This window comes from Achromobacter sp. 1012554356, from assembly GCF_059760815.1.
Genome location: NZ_JCBANC010000014.1, coordinates 83,647 through 106,144, shown reverse-complemented (window position 1 = coordinate 106,144; position 22,498 = coordinate 83,647). Strand labels below are relative to the sequence as shown.

The 22,498-nt window shown below is 64.9% G+C and carries 39 protein-coding genes, 1 tRNA gene and 1 riboswitch; of the genes, 13 read left to right on the top strand and 27 right to left on the bottom strand.

Features of this window, described 5'->3' with window-relative positions; all coding sequences use genetic code 11:
* Positions 1-256 precede the first annotated feature (256 nt).
* Complete coding sequence (locus AC6LJW_RS09665) at positions 257-940, top strand: MarC family NAAT transporter (protein WP_498087129.1); 684 nt, start codon at positions 257-259, stop codon at positions 938-940.
* 4 nt (positions 941-944) lie between these two features.
* Here the strand turns inward: AC6LJW_RS09665 and AC6LJW_RS09660 are convergent, their stop codons facing one another.
* Positions 945-1,580 carry a TetR/AcrR family transcriptional regulator gene (locus tag AC6LJW_RS09660; protein WP_498087127.1) on the bottom strand — a complete coding sequence of 212 codons (636 nt, stop codon included), beginning with the start codon at positions 1,578-1,580 and terminating at the stop codon, positions 945-947.
* Between the two features lie 256 nt (positions 1,581-1,836).
* Here AC6LJW_RS09660 and AC6LJW_RS09655 point away from each other — a divergent pair, with 256 nt between their 5' ends.
* Entirely contained in the window at positions 1,837-2,016 is a 180-nt protein-coding gene (locus AC6LJW_RS09655) for a hypothetical protein (protein WP_498087125.1), read from the top strand.
* A 7-nt stretch (positions 2,017-2,023) separates the two neighbouring features.
* Here AC6LJW_RS09655 and AC6LJW_RS09650 read toward each other — a convergent pair whose 3' ends face one another.
* Positions 2,024-3,310 carry an LLM class flavin-dependent oxidoreductase gene (locus AC6LJW_RS09650; protein WP_498087123.1) on the bottom strand — a complete coding sequence of 429 codons (1,287 nt, stop codon included), beginning with the start codon at positions 3,308-3,310 and terminating at the stop codon, positions 2,024-2,026.
* A gap of 159 nt (positions 3,311-3,469) precedes the next feature.
* Positions 3,470-3,576, top strand: a riboswitch (TPP riboswitch).
* Positions 3,577-3,675: 99 nt separating this feature from the next.
* On the opposite strand from AC6LJW_RS09650, the gene AC6LJW_RS09645 reads away from it, so the two are divergent.
* A complete protein-coding gene (locus tag AC6LJW_RS09645) occupies positions 3,676-5,127 on the top strand; it encodes a sodium:solute symporter family protein (RefSeq protein WP_056569970.1) in 1,452 nt (483 codons plus the stop codon).
* A 66-nt stretch (positions 5,128-5,193) separates the two neighbouring features.
* On the opposite strand, the gene AC6LJW_RS09640 is transcribed toward AC6LJW_RS09645, so the two are convergent.
* Together AC6LJW_RS09640 and AC6LJW_RS09635 are read right to left on the bottom strand one after the other, a co-directional pair.
* Complete coding sequence (locus AC6LJW_RS09640) at positions 5,194-5,616, bottom strand: type II toxin-antitoxin system VapC family toxin (protein WP_498087121.1); 423 nt, start codon at positions 5,614-5,616, stop codon at positions 5,194-5,196.
* A complete protein-coding gene (locus AC6LJW_RS09635; RefSeq protein WP_498087119.1) occupies positions 5,613-5,870 on the bottom strand; it encodes a FitA-like ribbon-helix-helix domain-containing protein in 258 nt (85 codons plus the stop codon). Before AC6LJW_RS09635 ends, AC6LJW_RS09640 begins: the two co-directional genes overlap by 4 nt.
* 406 nt (positions 5,871-6,276) lie before the next feature.
* On the opposite strand from AC6LJW_RS09635, the gene AC6LJW_RS09630 reads away from it, so the two are divergent.
* Positions 6,277-6,975 (top strand): metallophosphoesterase, encoded by a 699-nt coding sequence (locus AC6LJW_RS09630; RefSeq protein WP_498087117.1) that lies wholly within the window; start codon positions 6,277-6,279, stop codon positions 6,973-6,975.
* A 163-nt stretch (positions 6,976-7,138) separates the two neighbouring features.
* On the opposite strand, the gene AC6LJW_RS09625 is transcribed toward AC6LJW_RS09630, so the two are convergent.
* From AC6LJW_RS09625 to AC6LJW_RS09520, 22 genes are all read right to left on the bottom strand, one after another.
* Positions 7,139-7,214 (bottom strand) — tRNA-Ala (locus AC6LJW_RS09625).
* A gap of 70 nt (positions 7,215-7,284) precedes the next feature.
* The gene (gene xth / locus AC6LJW_RS09620; protein WP_498087115.1) at positions 7,285-8,067 is read right to left on the bottom strand and encodes an exodeoxyribonuclease III; all 783 of its coding nucleotides are present in this window, start codon (positions 8,065-8,067) and stop codon (positions 7,285-7,287) included.
* Positions 8,068-8,208: 141 nt separating this feature from the next.
* Complete coding sequence (locus tag AC6LJW_RS09615; RefSeq protein ID WP_498087113.1) at positions 8,209-8,427, bottom strand: helix-turn-helix domain-containing protein; 219 nt, start codon at positions 8,425-8,427, stop codon at positions 8,209-8,211.
* A complete protein-coding gene (locus AC6LJW_RS09610) occupies positions 8,427-8,558 on the bottom strand; it encodes a hypothetical protein (protein ID WP_498087111.1) in 132 nt (43 codons plus the stop codon). Before AC6LJW_RS09610 ends, AC6LJW_RS09615 begins: the two co-directional genes overlap by 1 nt.
* Positions 8,555-8,905, bottom strand: a complete 351-nt coding sequence (locus tag AC6LJW_RS09605; protein WP_498087109.1) for a Lar family restriction alleviation protein — start codon at positions 8,903-8,905, stop codon at positions 8,555-8,557. Before AC6LJW_RS09605 ends, AC6LJW_RS09610 begins: the two co-directional genes overlap by 4 nt.
* Positions 8,902-9,252, bottom strand: coding sequence for a hypothetical protein (locus AC6LJW_RS09600; RefSeq protein ID WP_498087107.1), 351 nt, complete (start codon positions 9,250-9,252; stop codon positions 8,902-8,904). Before AC6LJW_RS09600 ends, AC6LJW_RS09605 begins: the two co-directional genes overlap by 4 nt.
* Positions 9,242-10,060 carry a hypothetical protein gene (locus tag AC6LJW_RS09595; RefSeq protein ID WP_498087105.1) on the bottom strand — a complete coding sequence of 273 codons (819 nt, stop codon included), beginning with the start codon at positions 10,058-10,060 and terminating at the stop codon, positions 9,242-9,244. The genes AC6LJW_RS09600 and AC6LJW_RS09595 overlap by 11 nt, the downstream gene beginning before the upstream one ends.
* Positions 10,057-10,314 (bottom strand): hypothetical protein, encoded by a 258-nt coding sequence (locus AC6LJW_RS09590; protein ID WP_498087103.1) that lies wholly within the window; start codon positions 10,312-10,314, stop codon positions 10,057-10,059. The genes AC6LJW_RS09595 and AC6LJW_RS09590 overlap by 4 nt, the downstream gene beginning before the upstream one ends.
* Entirely contained in the window at positions 10,314-10,922 is a 609-nt protein-coding gene (locus AC6LJW_RS09585; protein ID WP_498087101.1) for a hypothetical protein, read from the bottom strand. Before AC6LJW_RS09585 ends, AC6LJW_RS09590 begins: the two co-directional genes overlap by 1 nt.
* A gap of 2 nt (positions 10,923-10,924) precedes the next feature.
* Positions 10,925-11,071 carry a hypothetical protein gene (locus tag AC6LJW_RS09580; RefSeq protein ID WP_498087100.1) on the bottom strand — a complete coding sequence of 49 codons (147 nt, stop codon included), beginning with the start codon at positions 11,069-11,071 and terminating at the stop codon, positions 10,925-10,927.
* Positions 11,068-11,559, bottom strand: a complete 492-nt coding sequence (locus tag AC6LJW_RS09575; protein ID WP_498087098.1) for a hypothetical protein — start codon at positions 11,557-11,559, stop codon at positions 11,068-11,070. The genes AC6LJW_RS09580 and AC6LJW_RS09575 overlap by 4 nt, the downstream gene beginning before the upstream one ends.
* A 53-nt stretch (positions 11,560-11,612) precedes the next feature.
* Positions 11,613-12,143 carry a hypothetical protein gene (locus tag AC6LJW_RS09570; RefSeq protein WP_498087097.1) on the bottom strand — a complete coding sequence of 177 codons (531 nt, stop codon included), beginning with the start codon at positions 12,141-12,143 and terminating at the stop codon, positions 11,613-11,615.
* A 34-nt stretch (positions 12,144-12,177) separates the two neighbouring features.
* The gene (locus AC6LJW_RS09565; RefSeq protein WP_498087095.1) at positions 12,178-12,804 is read right to left on the bottom strand and encodes a lambda exonuclease family protein; all 627 of its coding nucleotides are present in this window, start codon (positions 12,802-12,804) and stop codon (positions 12,178-12,180) included.
* Complete coding sequence (bet, locus tag AC6LJW_RS09560; RefSeq protein WP_498087094.1) at positions 12,801-13,664, bottom strand: phage recombination protein Bet; 864 nt, start codon at positions 13,662-13,664, stop codon at positions 12,801-12,803. The genes AC6LJW_RS09565 and bet overlap by 4 nt, the downstream gene beginning before the upstream one ends.
* Before the next feature lie 43 nt (positions 13,665-13,707).
* Positions 13,708-14,886, bottom strand: coding sequence for a hypothetical protein (locus tag AC6LJW_RS09555; RefSeq protein WP_498087092.1), 1,179 nt, complete (start codon positions 14,884-14,886; stop codon positions 13,708-13,710).
* Positions 14,887-14,898: 12 nt separating this feature from the next.
* Entirely contained in the window at positions 14,899-15,078 is a 180-nt protein-coding gene (locus AC6LJW_RS09550; RefSeq protein ID WP_498087091.1) for a hypothetical protein, read from the bottom strand.
* Positions 15,075-15,437, bottom strand: coding sequence for an XkdD/Y8K6 family phage-associated protein (locus AC6LJW_RS09545; protein ID WP_498087090.1), 363 nt, complete (start codon positions 15,435-15,437; stop codon positions 15,075-15,077). The genes AC6LJW_RS09550 and AC6LJW_RS09545 overlap by 4 nt, the downstream gene beginning before the upstream one ends.
* An 85-nt stretch (positions 15,438-15,522) precedes the next feature.
* Positions 15,523-15,888 carry a hypothetical protein gene (locus AC6LJW_RS09540; protein ID WP_498087089.1) on the bottom strand — a complete coding sequence of 122 codons (366 nt, stop codon included), beginning with the start codon at positions 15,886-15,888 and terminating at the stop codon, positions 15,523-15,525.
* A 3-nt stretch (positions 15,889-15,891) separates the two neighbouring features.
* On the bottom strand, positions 15,892-16,155 hold the full coding sequence (locus AC6LJW_RS09535) for a hypothetical protein (RefSeq protein ID WP_498087088.1): 264 nt from the start codon (positions 16,153-16,155) through the stop codon (positions 15,892-15,894).
* A gap of 40 nt (positions 16,156-16,195) precedes the next feature.
* Positions 16,196-16,486 carry a hypothetical protein gene (locus AC6LJW_RS09530; RefSeq protein WP_498087087.1) on the bottom strand — a complete coding sequence of 97 codons (291 nt, stop codon included), beginning with the start codon at positions 16,484-16,486 and terminating at the stop codon, positions 16,196-16,198.
* A gap of 168 nt (positions 16,487-16,654) precedes the next feature.
* Entirely contained in the window at positions 16,655-17,029 is a 375-nt protein-coding gene (locus tag AC6LJW_RS09525) for a hypothetical protein (protein WP_498087086.1), read from the bottom strand.
* Between the two features lie 21 nt (positions 17,030-17,050).
* On the bottom strand, positions 17,051-17,722 hold the full coding sequence (locus AC6LJW_RS09520; RefSeq protein WP_498087085.1) for a LexA family protein: 672 nt from the start codon (positions 17,720-17,722) through the stop codon (positions 17,051-17,053).
* A 77-nt stretch (positions 17,723-17,799) separates the two neighbouring features.
* Here AC6LJW_RS09520 and AC6LJW_RS09515 point away from each other — a divergent pair, with 77 nt between their 5' ends.
* Positions 17,800-18,078, top strand: a complete 279-nt coding sequence (locus tag AC6LJW_RS09515) for a hypothetical protein (protein ID WP_498087084.1) — start codon at positions 17,800-17,802, stop codon at positions 18,076-18,078.
* A gap of 5 nt (positions 18,079-18,083) precedes the next feature.
* Here AC6LJW_RS09515 and AC6LJW_RS09510 read toward each other — a convergent pair whose 3' ends face one another.
* Positions 18,084-18,230, bottom strand: coding sequence for a hypothetical protein (locus AC6LJW_RS09510; protein WP_498087083.1), 147 nt, complete (start codon positions 18,228-18,230; stop codon positions 18,084-18,086).
* A 56-nt stretch (positions 18,231-18,286) separates the two neighbouring features.
* On the opposite strand from AC6LJW_RS09510, the gene AC6LJW_RS09505 reads away from it, so the two are divergent.
* From AC6LJW_RS09505 to AC6LJW_RS09470, 8 genes are read left to right on the top strand one after another with little or no spacing between them, the layout of a single operon-like run.
* Positions 18,287-18,604, top strand: a complete 318-nt coding sequence (locus tag AC6LJW_RS09505; RefSeq protein ID WP_498087081.1) for a CII family transcriptional regulator — start codon at positions 18,287-18,289, stop codon at positions 18,602-18,604.
* Between the two features lies 1 nt (position 18,605).
* Positions 18,606-19,061, top strand: a complete 456-nt coding sequence (locus AC6LJW_RS09500) for a recombination protein NinB (RefSeq protein ID WP_498087080.1) — start codon at positions 18,606-18,608, stop codon at positions 19,059-19,061.
* Positions 19,061-19,468: a hypothetical protein gene (locus tag AC6LJW_RS09495; RefSeq protein ID WP_498087079.1), complete on the top strand. Its 408-nt coding sequence runs from the start codon at positions 19,061-19,063 to the stop codon at positions 19,466-19,468. Before AC6LJW_RS09500 ends, AC6LJW_RS09495 begins: the two co-directional genes overlap by 1 nt.
* The gene (locus tag AC6LJW_RS09490) at positions 19,468-20,274 is read left to right on the top strand and encodes a phage replication initiator YdaU family protein (protein WP_498087077.1); all 807 of its coding nucleotides are present in this window, start codon (positions 19,468-19,470) and stop codon (positions 20,272-20,274) included. Before AC6LJW_RS09495 ends, AC6LJW_RS09490 begins: the two co-directional genes overlap by 1 nt.
* Positions 20,267-21,037: a hypothetical protein gene (locus AC6LJW_RS09485; RefSeq protein ID WP_498087076.1), complete on the top strand. Its 771-nt coding sequence runs from the start codon at positions 20,267-20,269 to the stop codon at positions 21,035-21,037. Before AC6LJW_RS09490 ends, AC6LJW_RS09485 begins: the two co-directional genes overlap by 8 nt.
* The gene (locus AC6LJW_RS09480) at positions 21,034-21,510 is read left to right on the top strand and encodes a hypothetical protein (protein ID WP_498087075.1); all 477 of its coding nucleotides are present in this window, start codon (positions 21,034-21,036) and stop codon (positions 21,508-21,510) included. Before AC6LJW_RS09485 ends, AC6LJW_RS09480 begins: the two co-directional genes overlap by 4 nt.
* Entirely contained in the window at positions 21,507-22,115 is a 609-nt protein-coding gene (locus AC6LJW_RS09475) for a hypothetical protein (protein WP_498087073.1), read from the top strand. The genes AC6LJW_RS09480 and AC6LJW_RS09475 overlap by 4 nt, the downstream gene beginning before the upstream one ends.
* Positions 22,112-22,498, top strand: coding sequence for a hypothetical protein (locus AC6LJW_RS09470; RefSeq protein ID WP_498087072.1), 387 nt, complete (start codon positions 22,112-22,114; stop codon positions 22,496-22,498). The genes AC6LJW_RS09475 and AC6LJW_RS09470 overlap by 4 nt, the downstream gene beginning before the upstream one ends.

Below are 22,498 nucleotides of genomic sequence, written 5' to 3'. Positions count from 1 at the left end.
CTCCGGGTGGCAATGGCAATGCGCCGCGGCAAAGCCGCAGGCAGCGGGCGCTTGTATGCTAGGCAGCGCGGCCCGCTGCGGGAATTGCATCAGTTTAATGGATGCTGATGATTAGCCAAGCCGATGCTGGACTCGTTGGCCGCAGGGCGTTCACCGTGGGCCGCGTGCCGGATCGGCCGCTTGGCCGTGGCTCGTTGACGGAATTACCGGGCCGCGTGCGGTAGAGTAGACGGCGCGCATACTTTAGCGAGCGGTCATGATCGATGAACTGATTCAACTGGGCAAGCTCGTCAGCCTGGGTCTGGCGCTGATGCTGCCGCTGGCCAATCCGCTGACGTCCATGACGCTGCTGCTGTCGCTCGGCCAGCAGATTCCGTTCAAGGAACGGCAGAAGCAGGTGACCCAGGCGGCGTTCTACGTTGTCGGCATCATGCTGGTGACGTATTACGCTGGCGCGCTGCTGATGCACACCTTCGGCATTTCCATTCCCGGGCTGCGCATCGCGGGCGGACTGATCGTGGTCAGCATCGGCTTCAGCATGCTGTTTCCGTCGGACCAGCCGCGCGCGCTGGAGGCCGAAGCCGCGGCCGACGCGCTCGCGCGCCCAAGCCCCAACATCGCCTTCGTGCCGCTGGCGTTGCCGGGCACGGCGGGGCCCGGCACGATTGCGATGATCATCAGCGGCGCGTCGTCGGTCGATACGGCCATCGCACCTGACTATGCGCGCTGGGTGGTGGCCGTGACCCCGGTCATCGTGTTTTCGCTGCTGGGGCTGCTGTTCTGGATCTGCCTGCATTTTGCGGGCCGCATCGTTGCCGTGATCGGCAAGAGCGGCGTCGAGGCCATTTCGCGCGTCATGGGCTTTCTGCTGGTCTGCATGGGCGTGCAGTTCGTGATCAACGGCGTGCTGGAGATCGTGGGCAAATACCCCAATCTGTAGGGCGCTACACCGCGTAGGCGTGCAGCAGCATGTTCACGCCATAGCGGCAGGTGGCAAGCAGGCTGGCCGGCGGACCGTCGGCATGCCCGCCATCCAGGCGCGCGTGAAACGCCAGCCCGTTGATCATGTTGCCCAGCGTCAACGCGGCCTGGCGCAGATCGTCGATCTTGAGTTCGCCGCGGTCGCACGCCTGGCGCAGGCACTGTTCCAACGGCGCATGCACCTGCCGGTCGACCGCCTCGCGCAGCGACGCCGCCAGTTGCGGCATGCGATGGCATTCTGCCAACAGCAGCCGGTGCAGGGCCACGGATTTGGGCTGGACCGCGTAAGTCAGCAGGCGCACCGCCAGCGCGTGCAGGGCGGGGCCCACGGGCTGATCGGGCGGCGGATCCACGAAGACCGTGGCTCGCATCTTGTCCAGCTCATGCTGCAGCACCGCCGCCAGCAGGCCTTCCTTGTTGCCGAACAGTTGATAGGCCGTGGCGGCCGAGCCGCCGGCCTCGCGCACGACCTGCTGGATGGAGGTCTGCGCATACCCGTTATCCAGCAGCGATTGCGTGGCAGCCTCGAGCAGGCGCAGCCGCCGGGCGGCGCCTCTTGGGGTCAGCGGGCGGGACGCTGGCTGGATGGGTGGTGTCATGAGCCCTCTCGATGTCGCGCGTTGCGCAGGATATCTTAGGGGATTCGTAAAAATGTAATGTAGAGTACATTACATTATTGTGGTTCCGCCGCGCACCTGTTAGTCCGTCGCGCGGCGCCGTGGTTTTTAGCGTGTGCGACATCATGATTGACGACAAGGTTTTGCAGCTTGCGGCAGCCCGCGAGTCCTCCTCGGCGCCCGGTCGGGTCCGCAGGCCAGCACCATGCACTGCCGACGCAGCGCGCGGGAACGTGTCGTGATGTCCTGGTTGCTGTGCATCGCCGTGGGGTTGGGGCTGGCCGGCTTGGTCACCGCCTTGATGCACCAGCCTGGCGTCTGGCTGTATGACTGGGTTGCGACCCGCGCGCGTCACGCCCGACCGGCCACCCGGGCGCCGCTGCCGGACGCCAAGCGTGAGCCGCTGACGCAGCCGTGAATCGGCTTCAACGTCCCGGCCGCGCCAATCCCAGATGCCCGCGCAGCGTGGCGTGTTCGTAGTCTTTACGGAACAGCCCGCGCTGTTGCAGCACCGGCACCACCTGCTCCACGAAGTCGTCGATGCCGCCCGGCAGCGACGGGGGCATCAGGTTGAAGCCATCGGCGCCTTCGTTCCTGAACCAGTGTTCCATCCGGTCAGCGATCTGCTCCGGCGTGCCCACCATTGTGCAATGTCCGCCGCCCGCGGCCAGCCGGCCAAGCAATTGGCGCACGGTGGGCTGTTCGGTTTCGATGATGCGCAGGATGGTCCCGTAACGGCCCTTGGGGCCGGTGAACGCGGACAACGGGGGCAGGGGCGGCACGGGCGCGTCCAGTTCCCAGCCCGAACAATCCTGCAAGACGAACGTGCCCAGTTGGCGCAATGAGGCGTCCGCGGGCAGCAGCTCGTCCAGTTCGCGCTGCTTGGCGCGGGCTTCGGCCTCGGTCGAGCCGACATAGGTCACGAGGCCCGGCATGATCGGCACAAAGGCGTCGCGGCCCGCCGCCCGCACGCGCTGCTTGATGTCGCGGTAGTAGGACTGCGCGGCCGGCAGGTCGTAGGCCACCGCATAGATGGCTTCCGCGCGGCGCGCCGCCAGATCGCGGCCCTGGTCCGAGGCGCCCGCCTGGAACAGCACCGGATGCCCTTGCGGCGGACGCGGCACCGTGAGCGGGCCGTCCACCAGGAAATGCTCGCCATGATGGTCTATCTTGTGCAGGCGGTCCGGCACGCCGAAGTGGCCGTTGCGGTCGATGACCAGCGCGTCGTCGTCCCACGAGTCGAAGAGCCGCAGCGCGACGTCGACAAATTCCTCGGCGCGGGCGTAGCGCCAGTCGTGGCCGGGCATGGCTTCGTAGCCGTGGTTGCGCGCTTCGGCATCGAACATCGACGTCACCACGTTCCAGCCCATGCGGCCGCCGGAAATGTGGTCCAGCGAAGCCACCATGCGCGCCGCATGAAATGGCGTGAAGAACGTGCTGGACACCGTGCTGATCAGGCCGATGCGCGAGGTGGCGCGGGCGATCGCCGCCATCGTGGTGAGGGGTTCAAGATACCAGCGCGGACCGTCACCGATGTTGTCCATCGACTGGCCGTCGGCAAAGAAAATGGCGTCCAGCTTGCCGCGCTCGGCCGTGCGGGCCAGGTTTTCGTAGTAGCTGATGTCGCCCAGCCGCTCGGCCGCCGAGTCCGGGTGGCGCCAGGCCGCGCGATGGTGGCCGCAGCCGAAAATGAACAGGTTCAGGTGCATCATGGCGATCAGCTCGTCGATTGCGTCATCAGTTGCGTCATCAATGCCGCGTCCGGCACGCCCTCGGGTGCCGCAAGCGGGCGAACTTAGCATAAAACCGGGCGCCGGGCGGCGCCTTCCCCGCTGCGCGTTGACATCGCCGCGCCGCTCTCCTAACCTTGCGGCAATTCCTGGGGGAGCCCTGTATGGGCTGAGATTCCGCGTCAACGCGGTAACCCTTTGAACCTGATCCGGGTAATGCCGGCGAAGGGAAGGACTCCGCAAGTCTCGCGCGCCCTCCCTGATTCCACTCATCTTGCGGCCTCCCTGTTGGCGGGCCGCCGCGTTACGCGTCCGGCCCCAGGCCGCGCGCGGGAGGACCGACCTTCATGTTGACCCAAACCACCGCCCTGATATGGCTGCTGCTGTTCTCGGGCGGCTTCGCCCTGGCCAGCGTGCTGTACACGCGGCGCAAGCGCAGCACCCTGGAAGACTACATCGTCGCGCGCAACAGCCAGGGGTCCTTTGGCACGATCCTCACGCTGATGGCGTCCACGCTGGGCGCATGGATTCTCTTTTCGCCGGCGCAGGCCGCCACGTGGGGCGGCCTGGCCGCCGTGATTGGCTACGCGCTGGGGTCGATGTCGCCGCGCCTGGTGATGATTCCGCTGGGACGGCGCATGCGCGAGCTGATCCCGCACGGCCACACGCTGACGGAATTCCTGATGGCGCGCTACGGCCGGCCCATGTATGGCCTGGCGCTTTTCATCATGCTGTTCTACCTGTTCATCGCGCTCTCGGCAGAGGTCACGGCCATTGCCAAGCTGGTCGCGATGCTGGCGCCCGTGCCTCTGTGGGCCACTGCGGCCATCGTGATGGGGACGACCTTGCTCTACACCACCTACGGCGGCCTGCGCTCGTCCATCTTCACCGATCAGGTGCAGATGATGATCATCGTGCCGCTGCTGGTGGTGCTGTGCGTCGTGGGCTGGCAGGCGGCGGGCGGCACGTTGCCGACCATTCAAGCGCTGCAGGCCAAGGCCCCGCAGTTGCTGGATCTGACCGACCCGGTGGGCGTGAAGGCCGGGCTGACCTTCTTTGTCGCCATCCTCTTGACCGGCATCTTCCACCAGGGCAACTGGCAGCGCATCTACGCCGCTCGAGACACCCGCACCATGCGCAACGGTTTTCTGCTGGGCGGCGTGCTGGTGGCGCCGTTCATCTTTCTGATGGGGCTGTTCGGCCTTGCCTTCGTCGGCTTGGCGCCCGAGGGCGACAGCTCGATTGCGCTGTTCAGCGTGATCATGCCGCACGCCCCGGCGTGGTTCGTCATCGCCCTGATCCCGCTGGGCCTGTCCCTGGTCATGAGCACCGCCGACACCGCCATCAGCGCGGTGTCCAGCATCATCGCGGTGGACCTGCGCCGCCTGATGCCGAACGCTGGCGGCGCCACCATGAAGCGCCTGGCGCGCTGGCTGGTGCTGCTGATGGCGATCCCCGTGATGATCGTGGCGTCGCAAGGCTACAGCGTGCTGTACCTGTTCCTGCTGGCCGACCTGCTGTGCTCGGCCGCCGCCTTCCCGGTGTTCTATGGGCTGTTCAGCCGCAAACACGATGGTTTCACCGCGACCACGGCCACCATCACGGGGCTGATCGCCGGGCTGTTCTTCTTCCCCGCGCCGGGGGACAAGCCGACGTTCCTGCTGGAATCGTTCTTGCTGGCGGCGTTTGTGCCGGTGGTGACGACGGTGCTGATCCGGCTGGTGATGCGCGGACGGAAAGAGTTTGATTTCTCGACGCTGAGCGCGGCGGTGCGGAGGTTGGATAAGGAGACGATTTGAGGTGGGGGCGCGGTTTAAGACTGCGCCTTGTTCGGATGCCCATGCAGCATCCGAATTCCTTTAGCCTTAAACGTCGTTCCAGGGATTGATGACAGCAACGTCAGCGGCCTTGAAGGGGGCCGTATCGCGGCTGGCGACGATCATGCCGCGCGTTGCGGCCGTTGCCGCGATGTAGCCGTCGGCTGCGCTGATGGCTTTACCCGCTTTGCGCGCCTTTGCCATCAAATGGGAATAGGCGCCCGAAGCCTCCGGGTCGAATGGCAGGATGCGCCCGAAGAATGCTGGCAGCAATTCTTTTTCCAACAGCCGGCAAAAGTGATCGCGTCGCTTGCTTGACGGCATGACCGACAATCCAAGTCGCAGTTCCGCGATGGTGATGGCCGATATGAAAAGTGTCTCAGAGTTCTGGGCATCTATCCACTGCATCACTTGTGCAGAGGGGTGTGGCTTCCAGGCTTCCGAAATGACGTTGGTATCAAGAACGATCATTCAAAATCCATCGGCTTGGCAGGTCTCTTGTCGCGGACCCCGTTGATGGATTCAACCTCTGCTTCGCTCAGGGGGCCGGCTTTCTGGGCGAAGGACGCTAATAGAGAGCCAATCTTGAGGCGCCCCTCGGGGCGTGCTGCCTGTTCGAGAATGGCGCGAACTTCTGCTTCGGTGCTTCGGCCATGCTTGGCGGCGCGCGCACGCAACGCGCGGTGTACTTCGTCGGGAACATTGCGGACGGTGATCGAGGCCATGATGTGGAACCTCTCGGCGTGAATTGATGTCATTTTATTGATTTGATATCACCGTCACAAGTTTGTCTGTCCGGAAACGGGGTGGGTCTCTCGCGGATGCCCAAGTGGATACAAGCGTTGATGAGATTCAGCGCTGGCGCGCGGAGGTCGCCGGTTGGAGATGCGGCGCGCGGCGCTGCCGCTGTATATGCCTCGATGGTGTGCTCTGTCTAAGAAGCGCGCTACGCCACGGCTAGAAAAATCAGACGAAGCGACAGAAAGGCGGGGTCTCAGGCGATAGCGTGCTGAAGACGGTGCGAAGGGGGAGCCAGGCGGAACTCCCGGCTTAAACTCGCAGATTGTCCGAAATTTGCCTACAAATTTCGGACACCCCTCAATGTGGGAAGGATGATTCGGGGGACACTGCATGGAATCAGCCCAGAGGTCCGGAAATTTGCGTGTAGCGCGCTTCGGTTTGAATACCAAAGGCCGCGATCTTGCCGTCGGCGACATTCATGGACATTTCGGCCGGCTTGAAGCCGCACTTGCCGCAGCCAGGTTTTCCCCCGAGCGTGACCGCTTGTTCTCCGTCGGCGATCTTGTCGATCGTGGGCCAGAGTCCGCCGAGGTACTGGCCTGGCTAGAGCGCCCCTGGTTTCACGCGATCTGCGGGAATCACGACCTCATGACGTGGCGGCGTGCCATGAACAATCCGATTCCCGACGTGGATCATCGCGTCCATGGCGGCGAATGGCTGGATGCGTGCGACAGCGACACCCAGGCCCGCATCGGCGCCCGCTTGAATGCCTTGCCGCTGGCCATCGAGGTGGAAACGCCGGACGGTGTCGTCGGTCTGGTGCATGCCGACTTTCCCTATGACGATTGGCAGGCCATCCATGGCGCCGCCTTCAGTCTGGAGGATGAAGATGCGTGCCTGTGGTCCATCGACCGCTATCGAATGCAATATGCGAAGCCTGTCCGAAACGTCCGTGCGGTGGTCCATGGACACATGACGCTGCGCAAGCCGGCGCAACTGGGCAATGTGTATTACATCGACACGGGGGGATGGCAGGACGGCGGCGAGTTCACGCTGCTGGACCTGCATGCGTTGAAGCCTTGCCGCTGAAACGGCTAAGCACCGCCCCGCCTGCCGTTCAAATATTGCCGTTCCACAGGCGGGTCGTAGGTTCCACATGCGGGCCGCAGTCATCCAGCCCGTAGTCATCCAGCCCGTAGAAACAAAAAAGCCTTGGCACACAAAAGTGTCCAAGGCTTTTACGTCTGGAATTTGGTGGAGCGGAGGAGGATCGAACTCCCGACCTTCGCATTGCGAACGCGACGCTCTCCCAGCTGAGCTACCGCCCCAAATCAAGCAAGACCAGAAATATACAGGAATTCCCCCCGGCTGCGCAACACGCGCCGGGGCCGAAAATTTTCAGACAAATGCGAGCGTGGCGATGACCGGCGCGTGGTCCGATGGTTGCTCGTTGCGGCGGGGTTCCTTGTCGATGACGCAGGCGGTGCAGCGCTTGACCAAGGGAGCGGAAAGCAGCACGTGGTCGATGCGCAGGCCGGCATTGCGGCGGAAGGCAAACTGGCGGTAATCCCACCAGCTGAAGGACTTTTCCGGCTGCTCGAACAAGCGGAACGAGTCGGTCAGGCCCAGGTCGATCAGCGAGCGCAGCGCCTGGCGTTCGGGTTCGGACACCAGGACCTGGCCTTCCCACTTTTCGGGGTTGTGCACGTCTTCGTCGGCGGGCGCGACGTTGTAGTCGCCCAGCACGGCCAGGCGGGGGAATTGCTTGATCTCTTCGGCCAGCCATTTGCGCATGGCTTCGAACCATTCCAGCTTGTACGCGTACTTGTCGGACCCGACCGACTGGCCATTGGGGCAATAGGCGCACACGACGCGCACGTCGCCCTCGGGGCTGGGGAAGGTCAGGGCCAGGACGCGCTGCTGCGGGTCTTCAAAGCCGGGGATGTTGCGCACCATCGTCGTGCCGGGCACGCGCGAGATGATGGCGACGCCGTTGTAGGTTTTCTGGCCGGCCCAGACGGCGTGGTAGCCGGCTTCCTTGAATGCCGCCTCGGGGAACTTGTCGTCGGTGAGCTTGAGCTCCTGGATGCACAGCACGTCGACGGGATTGGCGGCGAGCCAGTCGAGGACCTGTTGCAGGCGCACGTTCAGGGAGTTGACGTTCCAGGTGGCTAATTTCATATTTTTTGCAGATCGTTTGTTTATGCGGCTCTCAGGCCATCGAGTTCTGAAATTCTGCCGCTAGCTACAAATCTAGCTACAAAGTCGGCGTGAGGTAGGGCAGCGGGCCATTCCCGGCGGAAGGGGAATGATACCGCGCCCCTATGCCGCCTTCTTCTGCTTGCTGCGCTCGATCAGCGCCCGCACGCTGTCGACGGTGATCCTGGTGGCGTCGCCGATCACGACCTTCTCCAGGTCGCCACGCTTGACCAGCCGGTAGATCATGGTGCGCGACAGGCCCAGGGCTTCCTCGGCCTCCCTCAGTCGATACAGCAGCTTCGGCGCCGCGGCCGGTGCTTGGTGTTGGGCTACTTGCGCCATTAAAGCTCCTTGATGATGGTGTCGCCGCAGCGGCGGCAGACGTGGCCGAGGTAAAGCTGGCGGCCGTCCACTGCGATTCGGTAGTCGTGGCCGAACAGCCAGCCGGTCAGGCCTTTGCATTCGTCGGTCATCCGTGCTCCTTTAATGACGCATCGCTGCTCGGCGTGCGCGATAAATGAGACATTTCCTCCAGCAGCGCCATCGTGTCGGCGTAGGCCCGGCTGGCGCGCATTTCGTCGATCTGGTCGGCCCCGAGGGTATCGGCGCACTCGCGCAGCTGCGCGGCCAGGTGGGCGTCAGGAGCGCGCCGGTTCCAGCGTTCGAAGGCTTCGGCTTTCGTTTCGCCCATCTGCTCGGCCTTGCAGTCGGAACACCCGACGTGGATCGGCGAGACCCATTGGCCGCCGGAGCCATACTCGTCGGGTTCAACGAAGATGCGCGTGCCGCCGCAGAACGGGCAAGGTTTTAGGTCACTCACTCCGCGCCTCCGTCGTTGTGCTGCTTGGGGTGGGCGGCAAGCGTGGCAGCCGCTCGCACGATGGCTCGGCGGGTAGCGGCATAGGCGCACGGCCCGCAGGGCTCGGGGAACTCTCTGTTGGTAGATGGATGCAAAGCAGAGACGTCCTCCTTCCAATGCGCAACGCTTATGCGCAGCTTCACCGCCAGCCGCAGCGCGTCGCCTTCGTCGGTGAGGGGCATCCAGAAGCCGATATCGCCGTCGTGGACATAGATCGCCTGCTGGCCGCCTGACGTCTCGCAGTACTGGAACTCCCGGTACCCCGCAGCCTTCGCGGCCATCTCCAGCAATTCGCGATCACTCCGCATCGCTGCCTCCCGTTCTCTGCGCTCCCGGTTGCGCGGACAGGGCGCGGATAGATTCCTCCAGCTCTTCCATTTCGCAGACCCAGGCCGCTCCTTCGCCGGGGTATTCCCGAGTCCCAGTCTCGGGGTCGGTGCTGCCGTGGTCGGAGTCGTAGTCGTCCACCATCTTCTTGACCAGATCTGCTGCGGCCTTGATACCGGCTCCGAACGCCGCATCACGCTCAGCCTGCCATTTCCTATACCGCTCCAAGCTTCCCTTGGCACTGGGCTTTGCCGGCGGTGTGCCCTGGAGCTGATCCAGCCATGCCTGCACCTCGCCGCCCGACCACATCTTGCGCAGGTGCGTGGGAAAGAGGATGCGCACCGCCGCGCTGGCCTGGGGCGCGGCATACAAGGGCGCGGTAGCTTCCTGAGTGGGCGCGTCGTAAATCTTGGCGTTCCACTTCATCCCGCGCTGACGCCCAGCGACATACACAGGGTCAACGTAGCCGATGGGGCTTTGCGCCTCCCCGGCTACAGGGGCGCTTGCCAGGGCGGCGCGGGCTTGCCACCATTCCCACGCGCTGGGCACGTCCGGGTACACAAGCGCGACGTGGGCTGGCACTCGATAGCGCTCGCGATACGAAGCCTCAAATGCCGCCCGCTCATCGCCCGCCTGCACGCCCTCCGCGCGCAGCTTGGACAGCAGGGCGGATTCGATGGCGCGGGCGAATGCCTCGACCGCTTCGTCATCCAGGCCGTGTTCGACCCAGATGGATCGGATTTCGTCATCCGTCAGCACGGGCTGCGCGGCGTTGTTCTCGGTCGTCATTGAATGGGCTCCATTTTTGCCGGACTGAGCGGCATCGTTTTGCGGATGAACTCGGCGGTCCCTTCCAATCGCTGGGCAGCGAGGTCCGCTCCTTCGGCCTGCGCCATCACCACGCCCGAGACGCTGCACAGCTTCATCAGGTAATTTCCAATCTGGGCGCGGTCGGTCATGCGGCAGGCGGTCAGGTATTCGCCAACCAGGCGGGCAGCGAGCTTTTCGGCTTCGGCAGGGGTTGCCGGTGCTTTCTTGTCCATCACGCCTCTCCCTGCTGCGGGACCTGGGCGGCGAGGGCGGCAATAGCTGCATCGATAGCAGCGCGCACCGTTTGATGCCGCACTCCCTGCTCGTCGCCCGCGACCAGGAAGCCGGTGCCGACAATGCTGGAGATCCGGTCTTTGTTGAAGAACCGGCCGTTGTGCTGCTCCAACCAATCTAGACGGGCCTTATCCAGCGCATCGTCAGCAGCGGGAGCGGCCATACGGGCGCGCATCTGCCAGGCCCACCACGCAGATTGCACGTGATCGTCGTGGTAACGATTGCTGGCCGTGAAAAACTCGAAGTCGTAGTCCTCGAGCCGCATGCCGTGGTGATCCACATATTCAGCCTCGAACGCCTGGCGCTCGTCCTGCGCATCCCCAGGCGCTGAAGGGGCGGGGCGGTTCTTCCGCACGTACTCCGCGATGCGCGGAATATCCTCGAAGGCGATCGTGAAGCCGCGACCATCGCAGCACTCGCATTCCTCCTTGAACTCCTGCACGTCGGATTTGCACTCGGCTACCTGGCGCTCGACAAAGATGTGGCCGCAGCCGTTGCAGTGGTCGCAGGTCAGTTCCCAGTCGCGGGATTCGTTCTTTTCAGACATTCTCAGCTCCAGATGAGGGATGCGATGCGGTGGGCGACGCAGAAGCAGGCCAGGGTCGCGGCGGCCATGAAGATCGCCACGCCGGCCGGGCCCAGCGCCAGCAGGAAGTTGGAGATAGGGTCGTCGGCGGGGTCGCGGCGCGGCTTCATACGTGCGGCTCCAGCTCGGCTTTGATCTGCGTCTGGCGCAGCAGGTCGGATGCGTCGTCCTGCGTGAGCCCGGCGCCAATCCGACGCAGCGCGGGAATCTCGGCATGCAGCGCGGCCATCAGCGGCCCGTCGATCGGCATGCCCACGTCCAGCCGCTTGGCGAGCTGGCGCAGCGCGGCGGCTTTGAACTGGCTGCCGTGGCGCGTCGCCCACATGTCGAAGAAATCTGCCATGCCCGAGATAGCCGGCGCGCTGGCGTACCACTCGCCGTCGGCGACGCAGTAGAAGACCGGCACGCCGCGGGCGTCGACCGCCACGGTGCCGTCGCGCTGGATCTGGTCGATGATGGCTTCGAGCGGCGCCAGGGTCTGCTGGGTCTTGATGAGCATGGGCAACCGGGCCGGGCGCTCCGGGCGGCGCGTGGCGCGCACGCGGGCCTGCTGCTTTTCCATCATGCGGCGCTGCTGGCGGTTCATGGCGGGGATCATGGTCGTTCTCTGTGTAGGGTTGGCCGGCGGGCAGGGCCGTGCCGGCCGTGTGGTTACGCCGCTTCGGGTTCCAGGTCCAGGCCCAGCGTCTGCTGCTTCTCGACGGCCGGCGTGACGCTGATATCGACCTCGCCGCCCAGAACCTCGTACAGGCGCTTGATCTGCTCGCCGGTGGGGTTGCACTTGACGCGGAAGCCGTAGCGCGCGCTGCCTCCTTCCATCAAATCCACAGAAAAATGGTCGACGTCGGCGGTTTCGAAGTCGATGTCGGACGCACCGCCCAGGCCAAAGCCGATGACGACGGTCGCGCCCTTCAACTCGTGCTTCAGGCGCAGCGTGCCGATCAGTTCGCCGAAGACGCGCACGGTCGGTTCCAGCGCGATGTCCTCGAAGCCCGGCACGGCCGGGTTTTCGTCGACCTTGTAGAAGGCGTGGCGCAGGCGCGGGTGGAACGCCGACATCAGGCCGTTCGTGTCCGTGAAGGCGATCTTCAGGTCCGCGCCGCCGACCTTCTCGTCGCCGTGGTTCTCGGGGCGCACGTTCAGGTGTGCGAGCGTGACTTTCTGGCTTTCCAGGCTGAACATTCGTCAGTCTCCTAGGTTGTGCTGCTGGGAAGGGTTAGGCGGCCTTGCGGCGCAGGGTGTCGACCATCGCGCGCAGCTCGGCTTCGAACTGCAGCAGGGCGGTCAGCAGGGTCTTGATGTAGGCTTCGTCGCGCGGGATGCGCTGCACGTACAGGCGCAGCGCCGGGGCCTGGCGCGGGTCGTAGCTGATGAAGTCCCACCACTGCCGGCCCGTGACGAGCATGCAGCCCTGGACCTGGGGGATATGGTCAGCGGGCATGCCTTCCAGCCACGTCTGGACGTGGACTTGCTCGTCATGCGGACATTTCATTTCGATGCCGCCGTCAGCGGCGACCAGCCCGTCCGGGCTGCAGCCGATGAAGTCGTGCTGCGGGTGCAGCAGAAAGCCGGTGGTTTCGACGATGTTCCCGCTGTCGACCTCATAGGCTTCGGTAGCTGCCTGCTCCAAATCCTTGCCCCAGGCCATGGCGCGTGCGCCGACCTCGTGCTTTGGAATGCCTGCCAGCCGCTCAAATGCCTTTAGACGCATCAGCTTCGCGCGCTCTGCGGTGGGCTTGCCGGCCCGGGTGGTGCCGATGATGTCGGCGAAGACGGACGCGGTGAGCTTGCCAGCGCGGTCCATCTGCCATTGGTCGGTGCGTTGTTCGGCGGGCGCGTTCATTCGTCAACTCCGTCGAAGGGGTTGTCTTCGGCGGTCTGCGCGGCCGACGCGCCATCCTGCTGCACCGGAGCCGGCGTGGCATCCTCGGCGGCGGCCAGGGCCTTGAGGCGCTTGATTTCGGCGGCCCCCACTGCGGCGCGCTCATCCTTGGTCAATCCCTTCCAGGCGCTCTCAAGGTCGGCGATGCGCTTTTCCGCCGCGTCGTCGCTGCGCGCTATCATTTCCAAGTCGCGCACCACTTGCTCGCGGTCGACCTCGGCGGCCGGCTGCGGGCGCGCCTGTTCGGCAAAGTCCTGCGCGGTACGCGGCACCTGCTGGGCGGCGCCCATGTCCTTCTCGACAATCGCTTCGGCCTCGTCGCGGTCGTAGATGCCCGTGAAGCCAAATGCCAAGCGGCCGCACTGCATGAACGCCTTGTGGCGCAGCATGCGGCGCGGGTGCGACTTCCAAGGCTGCGTCTCGCGCTTGCACTCGGCCAGATACTCGGTGACGCGCGTCGGGTGTTCGCGGTCCTTGCGGTAGATCGTGCACGTGACCTTGCTGCCGTCGTCGGCGATATCGAACTCGGCGCCGTTGAACTGCGGATGGTCGTTCACGATGCGGGCCCAGCCGTCGACACCCACCACCGGCACAATGCTGCCCTTGTCGGGGAAGGCGTAGATTTCCTTGACCCAGGGATTCAGGCCGTATTGGTTGGCGACGACCAGCAGCGCGCCCATCTGCGCGTCGGACACGTCGCCTTTGAAGGCGGTCTTCTTGAGGACGTCGATGATTTCCGGGTTGGCGTCCATGCCGAAGCGCTCGGCGAGTTTCGTGGCCAGGGACGAAGTGAAGGTGCTGACGGTAAGGGCGGCTGCCATGTGGTTCTCCTTGCCCGAGACTCGGCCGGGCGTATGGGGTTGATTACTCGGTGATCTGCTCGACGCTGGCGGCGTCGAATTCCTTGAGCCAGGCGACGGCGACCTGCACGTCCACGTCGAAGGCCTCGGCGACGGCGTGCGCGATGGCGGTGGCGCCAGGGCCGACCTTTTCGAAGTTCTCGCGCTCGCGGCGCGCGGCTTCGTCACGGCGGGCCTGCTCAGCGCGTTCGGCTTCGGCGCGCGCGGCGGCTTCCTTTTCCTGCTGCTCGCGGGCCGCGGCTTCCGCCTTTTCCTGCTCAACGCGGAGCGCGGCGGCCTGCTGCTCTTCGAACTCGCGGCGCTGGCGGTCGATTTCTTCCTGTTGGGCGCGCAGGGCGGCCGCAGCCTCGTCCTGCTGGCGCTTGAGCGCCGCAGCAGCTTCGGCATCCTTGCGGGCCTGTTCGGCGCGCGCGGCTTCCTGGCGGACGTTTTCGGCGTAGCGCGCGGCATCCAGTTGGCGCTGTTGCTCTGCCAATTCGGCGCGTTCCTTTGCCAAGCGCTCTTCTTCGGCCTTGCGTGCGGCGGCAGCAGCGGCTTCCTGCTCCTGGCGCTGGCGCTCCAATTCGGCGCGCTCGGCGGCCAGGCGCTCGGCTTCCTGCTCCTGCGCCAGCGCTGCGGCGTGCATCTGTTCCAGCTTGGACATGACCTCGGCGTGCAACTGCATGGCCTCGCCGGCGCGGTGCTCGTACAGTTCCGTCGTCAGCGGGAACTCCGCCAGCGTCTCGCGCATCGCCTCGATCTTGGCGGACGACAGGCCGGCGGCGCTGGTGGCGAAGTCGCGGATATGGTCCAGGCGCTCCTGGATCGCCTGCTGGCGCGCCAGTTCGGCGGCTTCCTTCGCTGCCTTGATCTCGGCGCGGCGCTGCTCTTCTGCCTTGATCTGGCCATCGATCGTCTCTTCGATGGCCTTCACCTCGTCCTTGATCTTGGCCAGGATGGAGCGCATTTCGCGCTGCTTGGCCAGCATCGGCTTGTTCCAGCCTTCATAGGCGGCATCGGCCGACGTGCGGATGCTGACGCAGCGGGACCGCGCGGCACGCGCTGCCTTGTCGCCGGCCGTGGTGGTGACGTCGAACTGCACGCCCTTCAGTTCCTTGCGCAGTTCGGCCAGGCCCTTCTGCACAGGGTTGAATTCAGCAAGCGCCGCGGGCGCGTCAAGCACTTCGTCTGCAACTTCGGTCATGGTGGTGGTCTCTCAGGGTTGGCGCGCGGCCACGGCGGTCTTGCCGCAGCCTTCGCAGGCGGTGAGGGTGGATTGGGCTTGCTCGTCGCGCTGCTGGCGGTCGCCGTAGCCGAAGAGCAGGGCAGTCAGCACGCCGGCCACTACATAGGCGGCGACGCGGTTGTCGCGGTCTTTCAGGAGGCGGCGGATCATTGGGCACCCCGGGCTTTCGCGATCGCGGCGCGCGCGGCATCCTTGGCCGCGTCTTCCGCGTCTTCGATCTGCTGCAACAGGCGCTCGTGGGTATCAGGGTCCACGTCGCTCAGTGCGAGCTGGGCATAAGCGGCGTCGGCTTGGGCGCGCTTCTCCAGCGCGGCCAGCATGGAAGGCGCGGCGGCGATCAGGCGGGCATCCTCTGCGCGCCAGATGCTTTCGGCTATCAAGTGACCACCGTAGTAGTCGACATGATCGTGGCCGCCGTTGAGGCTGTAGTTGGGCAACGGTTGGTCGGACACCACGGTGCCGCCCGTCTTGCCGGCGGTCCAATTTCCGGGCGTGTGTTTCGTCGTCATTCGTCTCTCCAGCAGCGCGCCATCAAGGCGTCGCCGATCAGGGCAATCACATAGAGGGCACATAGGCCCCAAATGGCGGCGGCCATCATTTGCGGCTCGCTAGTTCGAAGCGCACGTCAAGCTGACGCTCCGGGTCTTCGATCGCGTCGGCCAGCGTCTCCACGTAGTGCGCGCTGGCGCGGTCCATGAAGCTGCTGAACAGCTCGCCAATACGGCCGAAGGTGTCGCCCATCGCGTAGGCACGCGCCACGGCGTCGAAGGCGTCCACCAGCGATTGCTTGCCGATGCTGTCTTCGTAAACGGCATGCGCGGCCAGCTGGCGGTTCTCGGCGGTAGCCGTGTAGCGGATGACCTCGTGCTGGCCTTCGCGCAGCGCCTGGCGAAGATCGCCGGCCAGCTCCATGCGCAGCTCCTGCTCGGGCGAGATACGGAAGTTGGGAAGGGCGCCCATGATTCAGTTCCTCGCGTCGCCGGCGGCCACGTCCTGCATGGCACGCTGGGCAAGGTTGGGAACGGTCAACGGCACCGGCGCGCCCTTGGCGGCCATTTCGCGGTAACGGTCAAAATCGGGCTTGAACGCGGCTTCGAGCGTGGCGCGGCGTTCGACGTCCAGCACGATCCACAGATCGGCCAGCCGCTTCATGCCGGTGCCGCCGTAGAGCGTCATTTCCGCGACCGCCTGCGCCGTCGTTGCGTTGCTGAAAAGGTTCTTGGACATGGTGGTCTCCTTGCCCCGGCACCCGGGGCGGGGTGGGGGGTTAGGCGGCGCCGCGGCCTTGCATGTAGCCAAGCCGGTATTGCTCGGCGCGGCGTTTCTCTTCCATCTGATGGCGCACGGCCCAAGCCAGCTGCTCGCTGATGCGGCGCGCCTTCTTGTTCAGCAGCCAGATCGATCCGGTTTCAGGGTTGGCACAGCACGGCGCTTTGCTGACCCAGGTGATGGCCTCGGCCAGTTCCTGAGTGCTGTAAGCGTCGGCCAGGCGGCACGCGTCCCAACCAAACACGCCGCGATTGAGCGACGGCGGGGCGATTCGTTGCGGTGTGGCCATCTGGTTCTCCCTGGTTGCTCACCGGGTGGTGAGAGGTGCATTACCGTTTGGTGATGTGTTGGGAGAAGATTACCAAATGGTAATTGAAGCATCAATACCAAATGGTAATTTAATTTGTAACGGGCACAAAAAAACCGCCCGTAGGCGGCTGGTGTGGATCAGGCGGCGTTACTGGAAGCCCGGGGGCAATGCGCGCACAAGCGCGATCGTTGCCATGCTGATCGTCTGCTCAGGATGCTTCTCGCAGTAATTCTTCAGCCAGCCCGCCAGACCTTCCTGATCCGTTGCGATCTGCCCGTCTTCGGGCCGCGCCAGGTTGGTAGCCGTGATGAATCCTTGCACCCAGTTGATATAGGTGTGGGACAAGGTCGACAGAACTTCGCCGTCTGGCTGCCGCCACATCGTGCCAGGGCCGTACTTCTTCAGTTCCGCGACGAAGGAGCCACAAGAGTCATGGACGCCTCTACCAAGCCCGATCACTTGCGCATGGCTGGATGGCGCCAGTGCGAAGATCAAGGCCGCGGCGGCAAAGGATCGCTTCATTGAGCTGGCTCCGGTAGAGGTCTAGACCGGCACGAACTTGCCGATCACCACGCCGCATATCGTAGCGCGGCCATTCACGCGGATCACCTTTTCGGGCCAATCCGGGTTGAGAGGGCGGAGGAACATTTCGCCGTCTTCGATGATGAGCTGCTTGAACGTTGCCCGTTCTTCATCGTCCAGGCGCACGACCACGTGCTTGCCGCTGTGGGCCTCGCGCGACGGGTCGACAAAGATGATGTCGCCGTGCTGAAACTTTTTTTCCATGCTGACGCCCTGGACCTTCAAGGCGAAGGTATTGGGGCCATGCGCGACGGGGCAGGGTAGCCATTCTTCGGCGTCCGCGGGCTGGAAGTTGTCGCATATTTCAGCCCATGCGCCTGCTTGCACCCACGAAATCACTGGTACCAACCCCCTTATCTCTGGTCCCGCGCTGATGTTGTCTCCGTTCACGCCGGCGCCCAGCGGACTGCCTTCGTCCGTCTGCTCGAGGTATCGGAGTGGCATGCCCGCCGCTTCTTCCAGGTTGCGCGCCTTCCGGCTGCCAAAAGACTTGGTCTTCAGCAGCCCGGAAATCTCGCCCTGGTTCAGGCCGTGTCGCGCAACGAACGCGGCCATGTTGGGGAAGTGGCTATCTATCCACTTCCTCAGCTGGCGGCGTCGGTTCTCGACTTCTTTGTCTGCGGCGTTGTTCATGCGCGGCATTGTCTATTACCGAAAGATAAATCACCAAAAGGTATTGACTTGACATTACCAAATGGTAAAGTCACGTCATGCGCACAGAAAACGAAACCCCCTCCCGAGTCCCCGTCGAGGCACTGCTGCAGTGGCTCAGGGATACCCCGAAAGCTGAAGCCGAGGCCCGCTGTGCTGCTCGCGGCACGTCCGTGGGCTACCTGCGGCAGATCGCCTACGGCTACAAGGTCGCCGGCCTGATCGGCGCCGATATCGAGCTGATCACCGAGGGAAAGTGCCGGCGGCAGGATCTGCGCCCGCACGACTTCGCCCGGTACTGGCCCGAGCTTTCCAGTGAAGGCAGGGCTTCGGCATGACTCCATCAATGCACCGTGGCGTGTTCACGCCCATCGGTCGCCCACGCCGTGCGGTCACGCTCGGCGCGCAGCTCATCAAAGATATCCAGCACGGCTTTCTCGCTAGGGTCCACGAAGGTCCGGCGGGCGATGTCTTGGGCGTGCTGCAGCAATTTTTCCGTTTCCGTCACAACTCAACCCTCGCTCTTTGTTCATAAGGAAGTACTCGATGAGCACCACCCAACCAGTATCTGGCGATAGACAGGAAAGCACCCGCAAGACCGGCGCAAGATATTTGGCCGAGGTTTTGCAACGACTTGCAGTCACGACGCAGGACCGTGCAGCCGCTTGCATGGGCATGGACGCAAGCACGCTAAGCCGGTTCAAAGCCGAACACCTGGAACGCGCCTGCCAACTGCTGGCGGCAGTCGGGTTGCAGGTTGCGGCTGCCGATGCCGTCGTGGTGAGCCGCGACGACCTGCAGGCGCTGAAGCGCATGGCCTACAAGTACCTGCAGGCCGAGATCGAATCGGACGAGCGGGTCTGACATGCGCCAGCGCCTGCTGAACCCCAAGACCTACCTGCTGCGCGGGCCGAGCCAGTTGGCCGCTGTGCAGGCGCAGCTGGGCAACCTGCCGCTGGATGAGGAATACCCCATCGAGGTGCTGATCCGCGAGCGGGTCAAGCCGCGCAAGCTGTCGCAGAACGCGCTTATGTGGGCCGGGCCGCTCAACGACATCGCCGAGCAAGCGTGGGTCAACGGCAAGCGCTTCACCGCCGAAGCGTGGCACGAGTTCTTCAAGCGCGAATACCTGCCCGAGGAATACGACCCTGAGCTGTGCAAGGACGGCTACGTGAAGTGGCAGATCACCCCGCGCGGCGACCGCGCGCTGGTGGGCAGCACCACGATGCTGACCGTCAAAGGCATGGCCCAGTACCTGACGCAGGTTGAAGCCGCCGGCGCCGAGCTGGGCGTCGAATTCCGCACGCGTGAGGCCCGCTGATGCTCCGCCGCACGCCCCTGACCCGCAAGACCCCGCTCAAGGCCGCCACGGGCCTGCAGCGCACCGCATTCAAGCGCCGCGCGCCGAAGAATCGCGCCGGCCACGAACCGAAGTACCTGGCCGCGTGCCGCGGCGAGCGCTGCTACCTGCAATTCGCGGGCTGCTGCAGCTACGAAGGCGACCCCACGGTCGTGCCCGCCCATCAGAACGAAGGGAAGGGCATGGGCCTAAAGGTCAACGACAAATTCACCGTTCCCGCCTGCTACCACTGCCACACGCTTTACGACCAGAGCGGCATTGACCGCGAGGTAAAGCGCGCCACCTGGGATTGGGGCTACACGCGCTGGGAACCCGTGCGCGCCCAGAAGATGGCCGCGAACAGCGACAAGTTCAAGGAGGCCGCGTAATGGCCGCTGACTGGATCAAGATGCGCGTCGATCTCCCGACGCATCCGAAAGTTGTCCGCATGGCGTCCGCTTGCAAAGCGGACAGATTGCGCGTTGTCGGCGGACTTTTGTCCGCGTGGAGTCTTTTCGATGTCCATTCCGTCAACGGACAGCTTGAGGGTTACAGCCCCGAAGTGTTGGACGAGACGATCGGATTTCCCGGATTTGCGCACGCCATGATCGCGGTCGGCTGGCTGGAATTTGACGGTTCTTCCCTATGGATGCCCCGGTTTGAAGAGCATAACGGCCAGTCTGCGAAGAAGCGCGCACAGGACGCGGACAGGAAGCGAAACGACCGAAATTCGTCCGCTTCGGAAGCGGACAAAAAGCGGACTAGAGAAGAGAAGAATAGAGAAGAAGAAAAGAAGAAAGAACCCCCTATATCCCCCAAGCCCGAAACCGACAAGGCGAAGGCCGCAGCGGCAATCACAGCCATTGACCTGCAGGCCAGGGGTGTAGAGCCCCAGGTGGCTGCCGACTTCCTGGCGCTGCGCGCGAAGAAGCGAGCGCCCGTAACGGCTACCGCGCTGGCGGGTCTGGAACGCGAAGCCGCCACTGCCGGGATGACCCTGAACGCCGCGCTGCGCACTTCGGCTGAGCGCGGATGGCAAGGCTTTAAGGCCGAGTGGGTCCGCCCTGACAGCGGCGGCAATGGCATGGCCGGCTCCAGCGCCGGGGCGGCCGCAAACGCCGCGCAGATCAATGCCGAGGCCAAGCGCCTCGTGTTCGGTGGTGGCGCCAGCCGTCAGGAGGTGATCGATGTCTGAGGACGATTTCGAACGGTTCTGTGAACTGCTGGACGACGTTGCGGAGCTTCGGCAGTTGAAGGTGCTGGGCGTACGAGCGAAGGCGCTTTTCTTCCAAGCCGTGCGCCGCTACCCGCTGGCGCTGGTCGAGAAGGCCATCCAGGCGCACCTGATCGACGCAGACGAGGGCAAGTACAAGACCATGATCCAGCCCGCGCACATCGTCGCGCAGATCGAGGGCGCCGCGGCCAACGACGGCCGGCCTGATGCCGACGAGGCCTGGGCCATAGCCATGCGCGCCGACGACGAGGCGATCACCGTGGTGTGGACGGACGAAATCAGCGCCGCGCTGAGCGCCGCCCGGCCGGTCCTGGCCAACGGCGACAAGGTGGGCGCGCGGATGGCGTTCAAGTCTGCCTACGACAGGCTGGTCATCAAGGCGCGCAAGGAGCTGCGCCCCGTGCGCTGGATCGCCTCGCTGGGGCACGACGTCGCGCAGCGCGAGGATGCTTTGCAGCAGGCCGTTGCCTTGGGCCAGTTGCCGGCGCCGCACGTCGCCGCGCTGCTGCCTCCGCCGGCGCCCAGCAATGGCATGGGCGATGACGAGGTGGCTGCCGAGAACATCGCGCGCCTGCGCAAACTGGTCGCCAGCGCGCTGTCGCCGTCCGAGAAACGCCGCCGCGCCGCCGAAGAGGCCAGCAAGGCCGAGCGCGAGCGCCTGGACAGCCTGAAGCTGCAATCGGCCGCCAAGGTCGCCCAGCACCAGCCCGGAGCCACCGCATGACCAGCTACGCCGAAGCCAGCGCCGCCGCCAGCGGCCACGAACCCCAGGCCTATGGACTTTGCGCTGCCTTCGGCTGCTGCCTGCCGGGCACGCTCACGATGAGCACCCAGGGCGGGAAGGACTGGCACTGCCGCCTGCACTTCGGCGCGCCTCGTGCCGAGTTCGACGACATCAGCGCGCGCGTGCAGAACCGCAAGGCGCTGTTCACCGCTGCCTACTGGCTGGTGAATCGCGCCAAGGGCGACGCGGTGGCCAGCAAGGTGCTGGACCGCATCAAGGCCCTGGGCCGCGCCGACATCGTTGACGCTTTCGCCAAGGCGGACAAACAGACCGCCTACCACCTGGGCACGCTCCTGCTCCGCGTCCTGGACGACGAATGCCGCCAGCCCCAGGCGCACATGGGCACCCCGAAACCCGCCGGCCAAGGCACCACCTGGCTGGATCAGAGCCAACCCGAGGAAGCCACAGCATGACCCCACCCAACTTCACCCAACAGGCCGCAGACGTGGCGTATGACCCGATGGCCGGGACGCTCGCGGACAGCTTCGCGCGCGCGCAGGCTGCAAACGTGCTGGTTGCTCCCGGCGTGCCCTACGTGGTCGAGCCGCCGACGGTCAACGTCGTCGTTCTGGCACTGGACCTGGGCACGAAACTGGGCTGGGCAGTTCGCGCCCGCGACGGCAAGGTCTGGCACGGCACGGAAGTCTTCACGCCGCGCAAGAGCTGGACGCCGGGGCAGCGCTGGCTGCGCGCGCGATCGTTCCTGACCGACCTGATCGTGCGCCACCAGGCCACGGTCATCGCCTACGAGGACGTGAAGCGCCACGTGGGCACGGACGCCGCGCATGCCTACGGCGCGTTCCTGTGCATCGTGCAGATGGTCGCGGACAGCCACCGAGCCACGCTGCAACCCGTGGGCGTCAAGACGATCAAGAAGTTCTGGACGGGCAACGGCAACGCCGACAAGGACGCCATGAAAGCCCAGGCCACCGTCCGGGGCTTTAAGCCGGAATCTGACAACGACGCAGACGCCCTAGCAATCCTGCACTGGGCTGTCGATCAGGAGCGCAAATCGTGAACAAACCCCACATCAAGCTCATCGGCGGCGTGTGGCGCTGCGAGTCCGGCGCCGTGCTGTGCACCGGCCAGACGCCGCGCCAGTCGTTCAACCGTTGGCTGGAAGCCACGATCAAGGAAGGACTGGCGCACTACGGCCAGGCCGAGCCGGTCGTCGCGCTGCCCAAACCGAAGCGCCAGCCCGCGCAGCGCCGCCCGCAGAAGCCCAAGGCGCTGGACGGCCTGGACATCCCGGTGTTCGTGGCAGGGCCGCGCGGCATCAACGCCATGGCACGCCCGGCGCTCAGCCTCGCATCGGTCGGCCTGCGCCTGAATGGCAGCCGCGCGATGGAAGCGCAGCCGAAGACGCCGTCGCTGTCCAGCGGCCGGCGGGGAGGGGAGTGA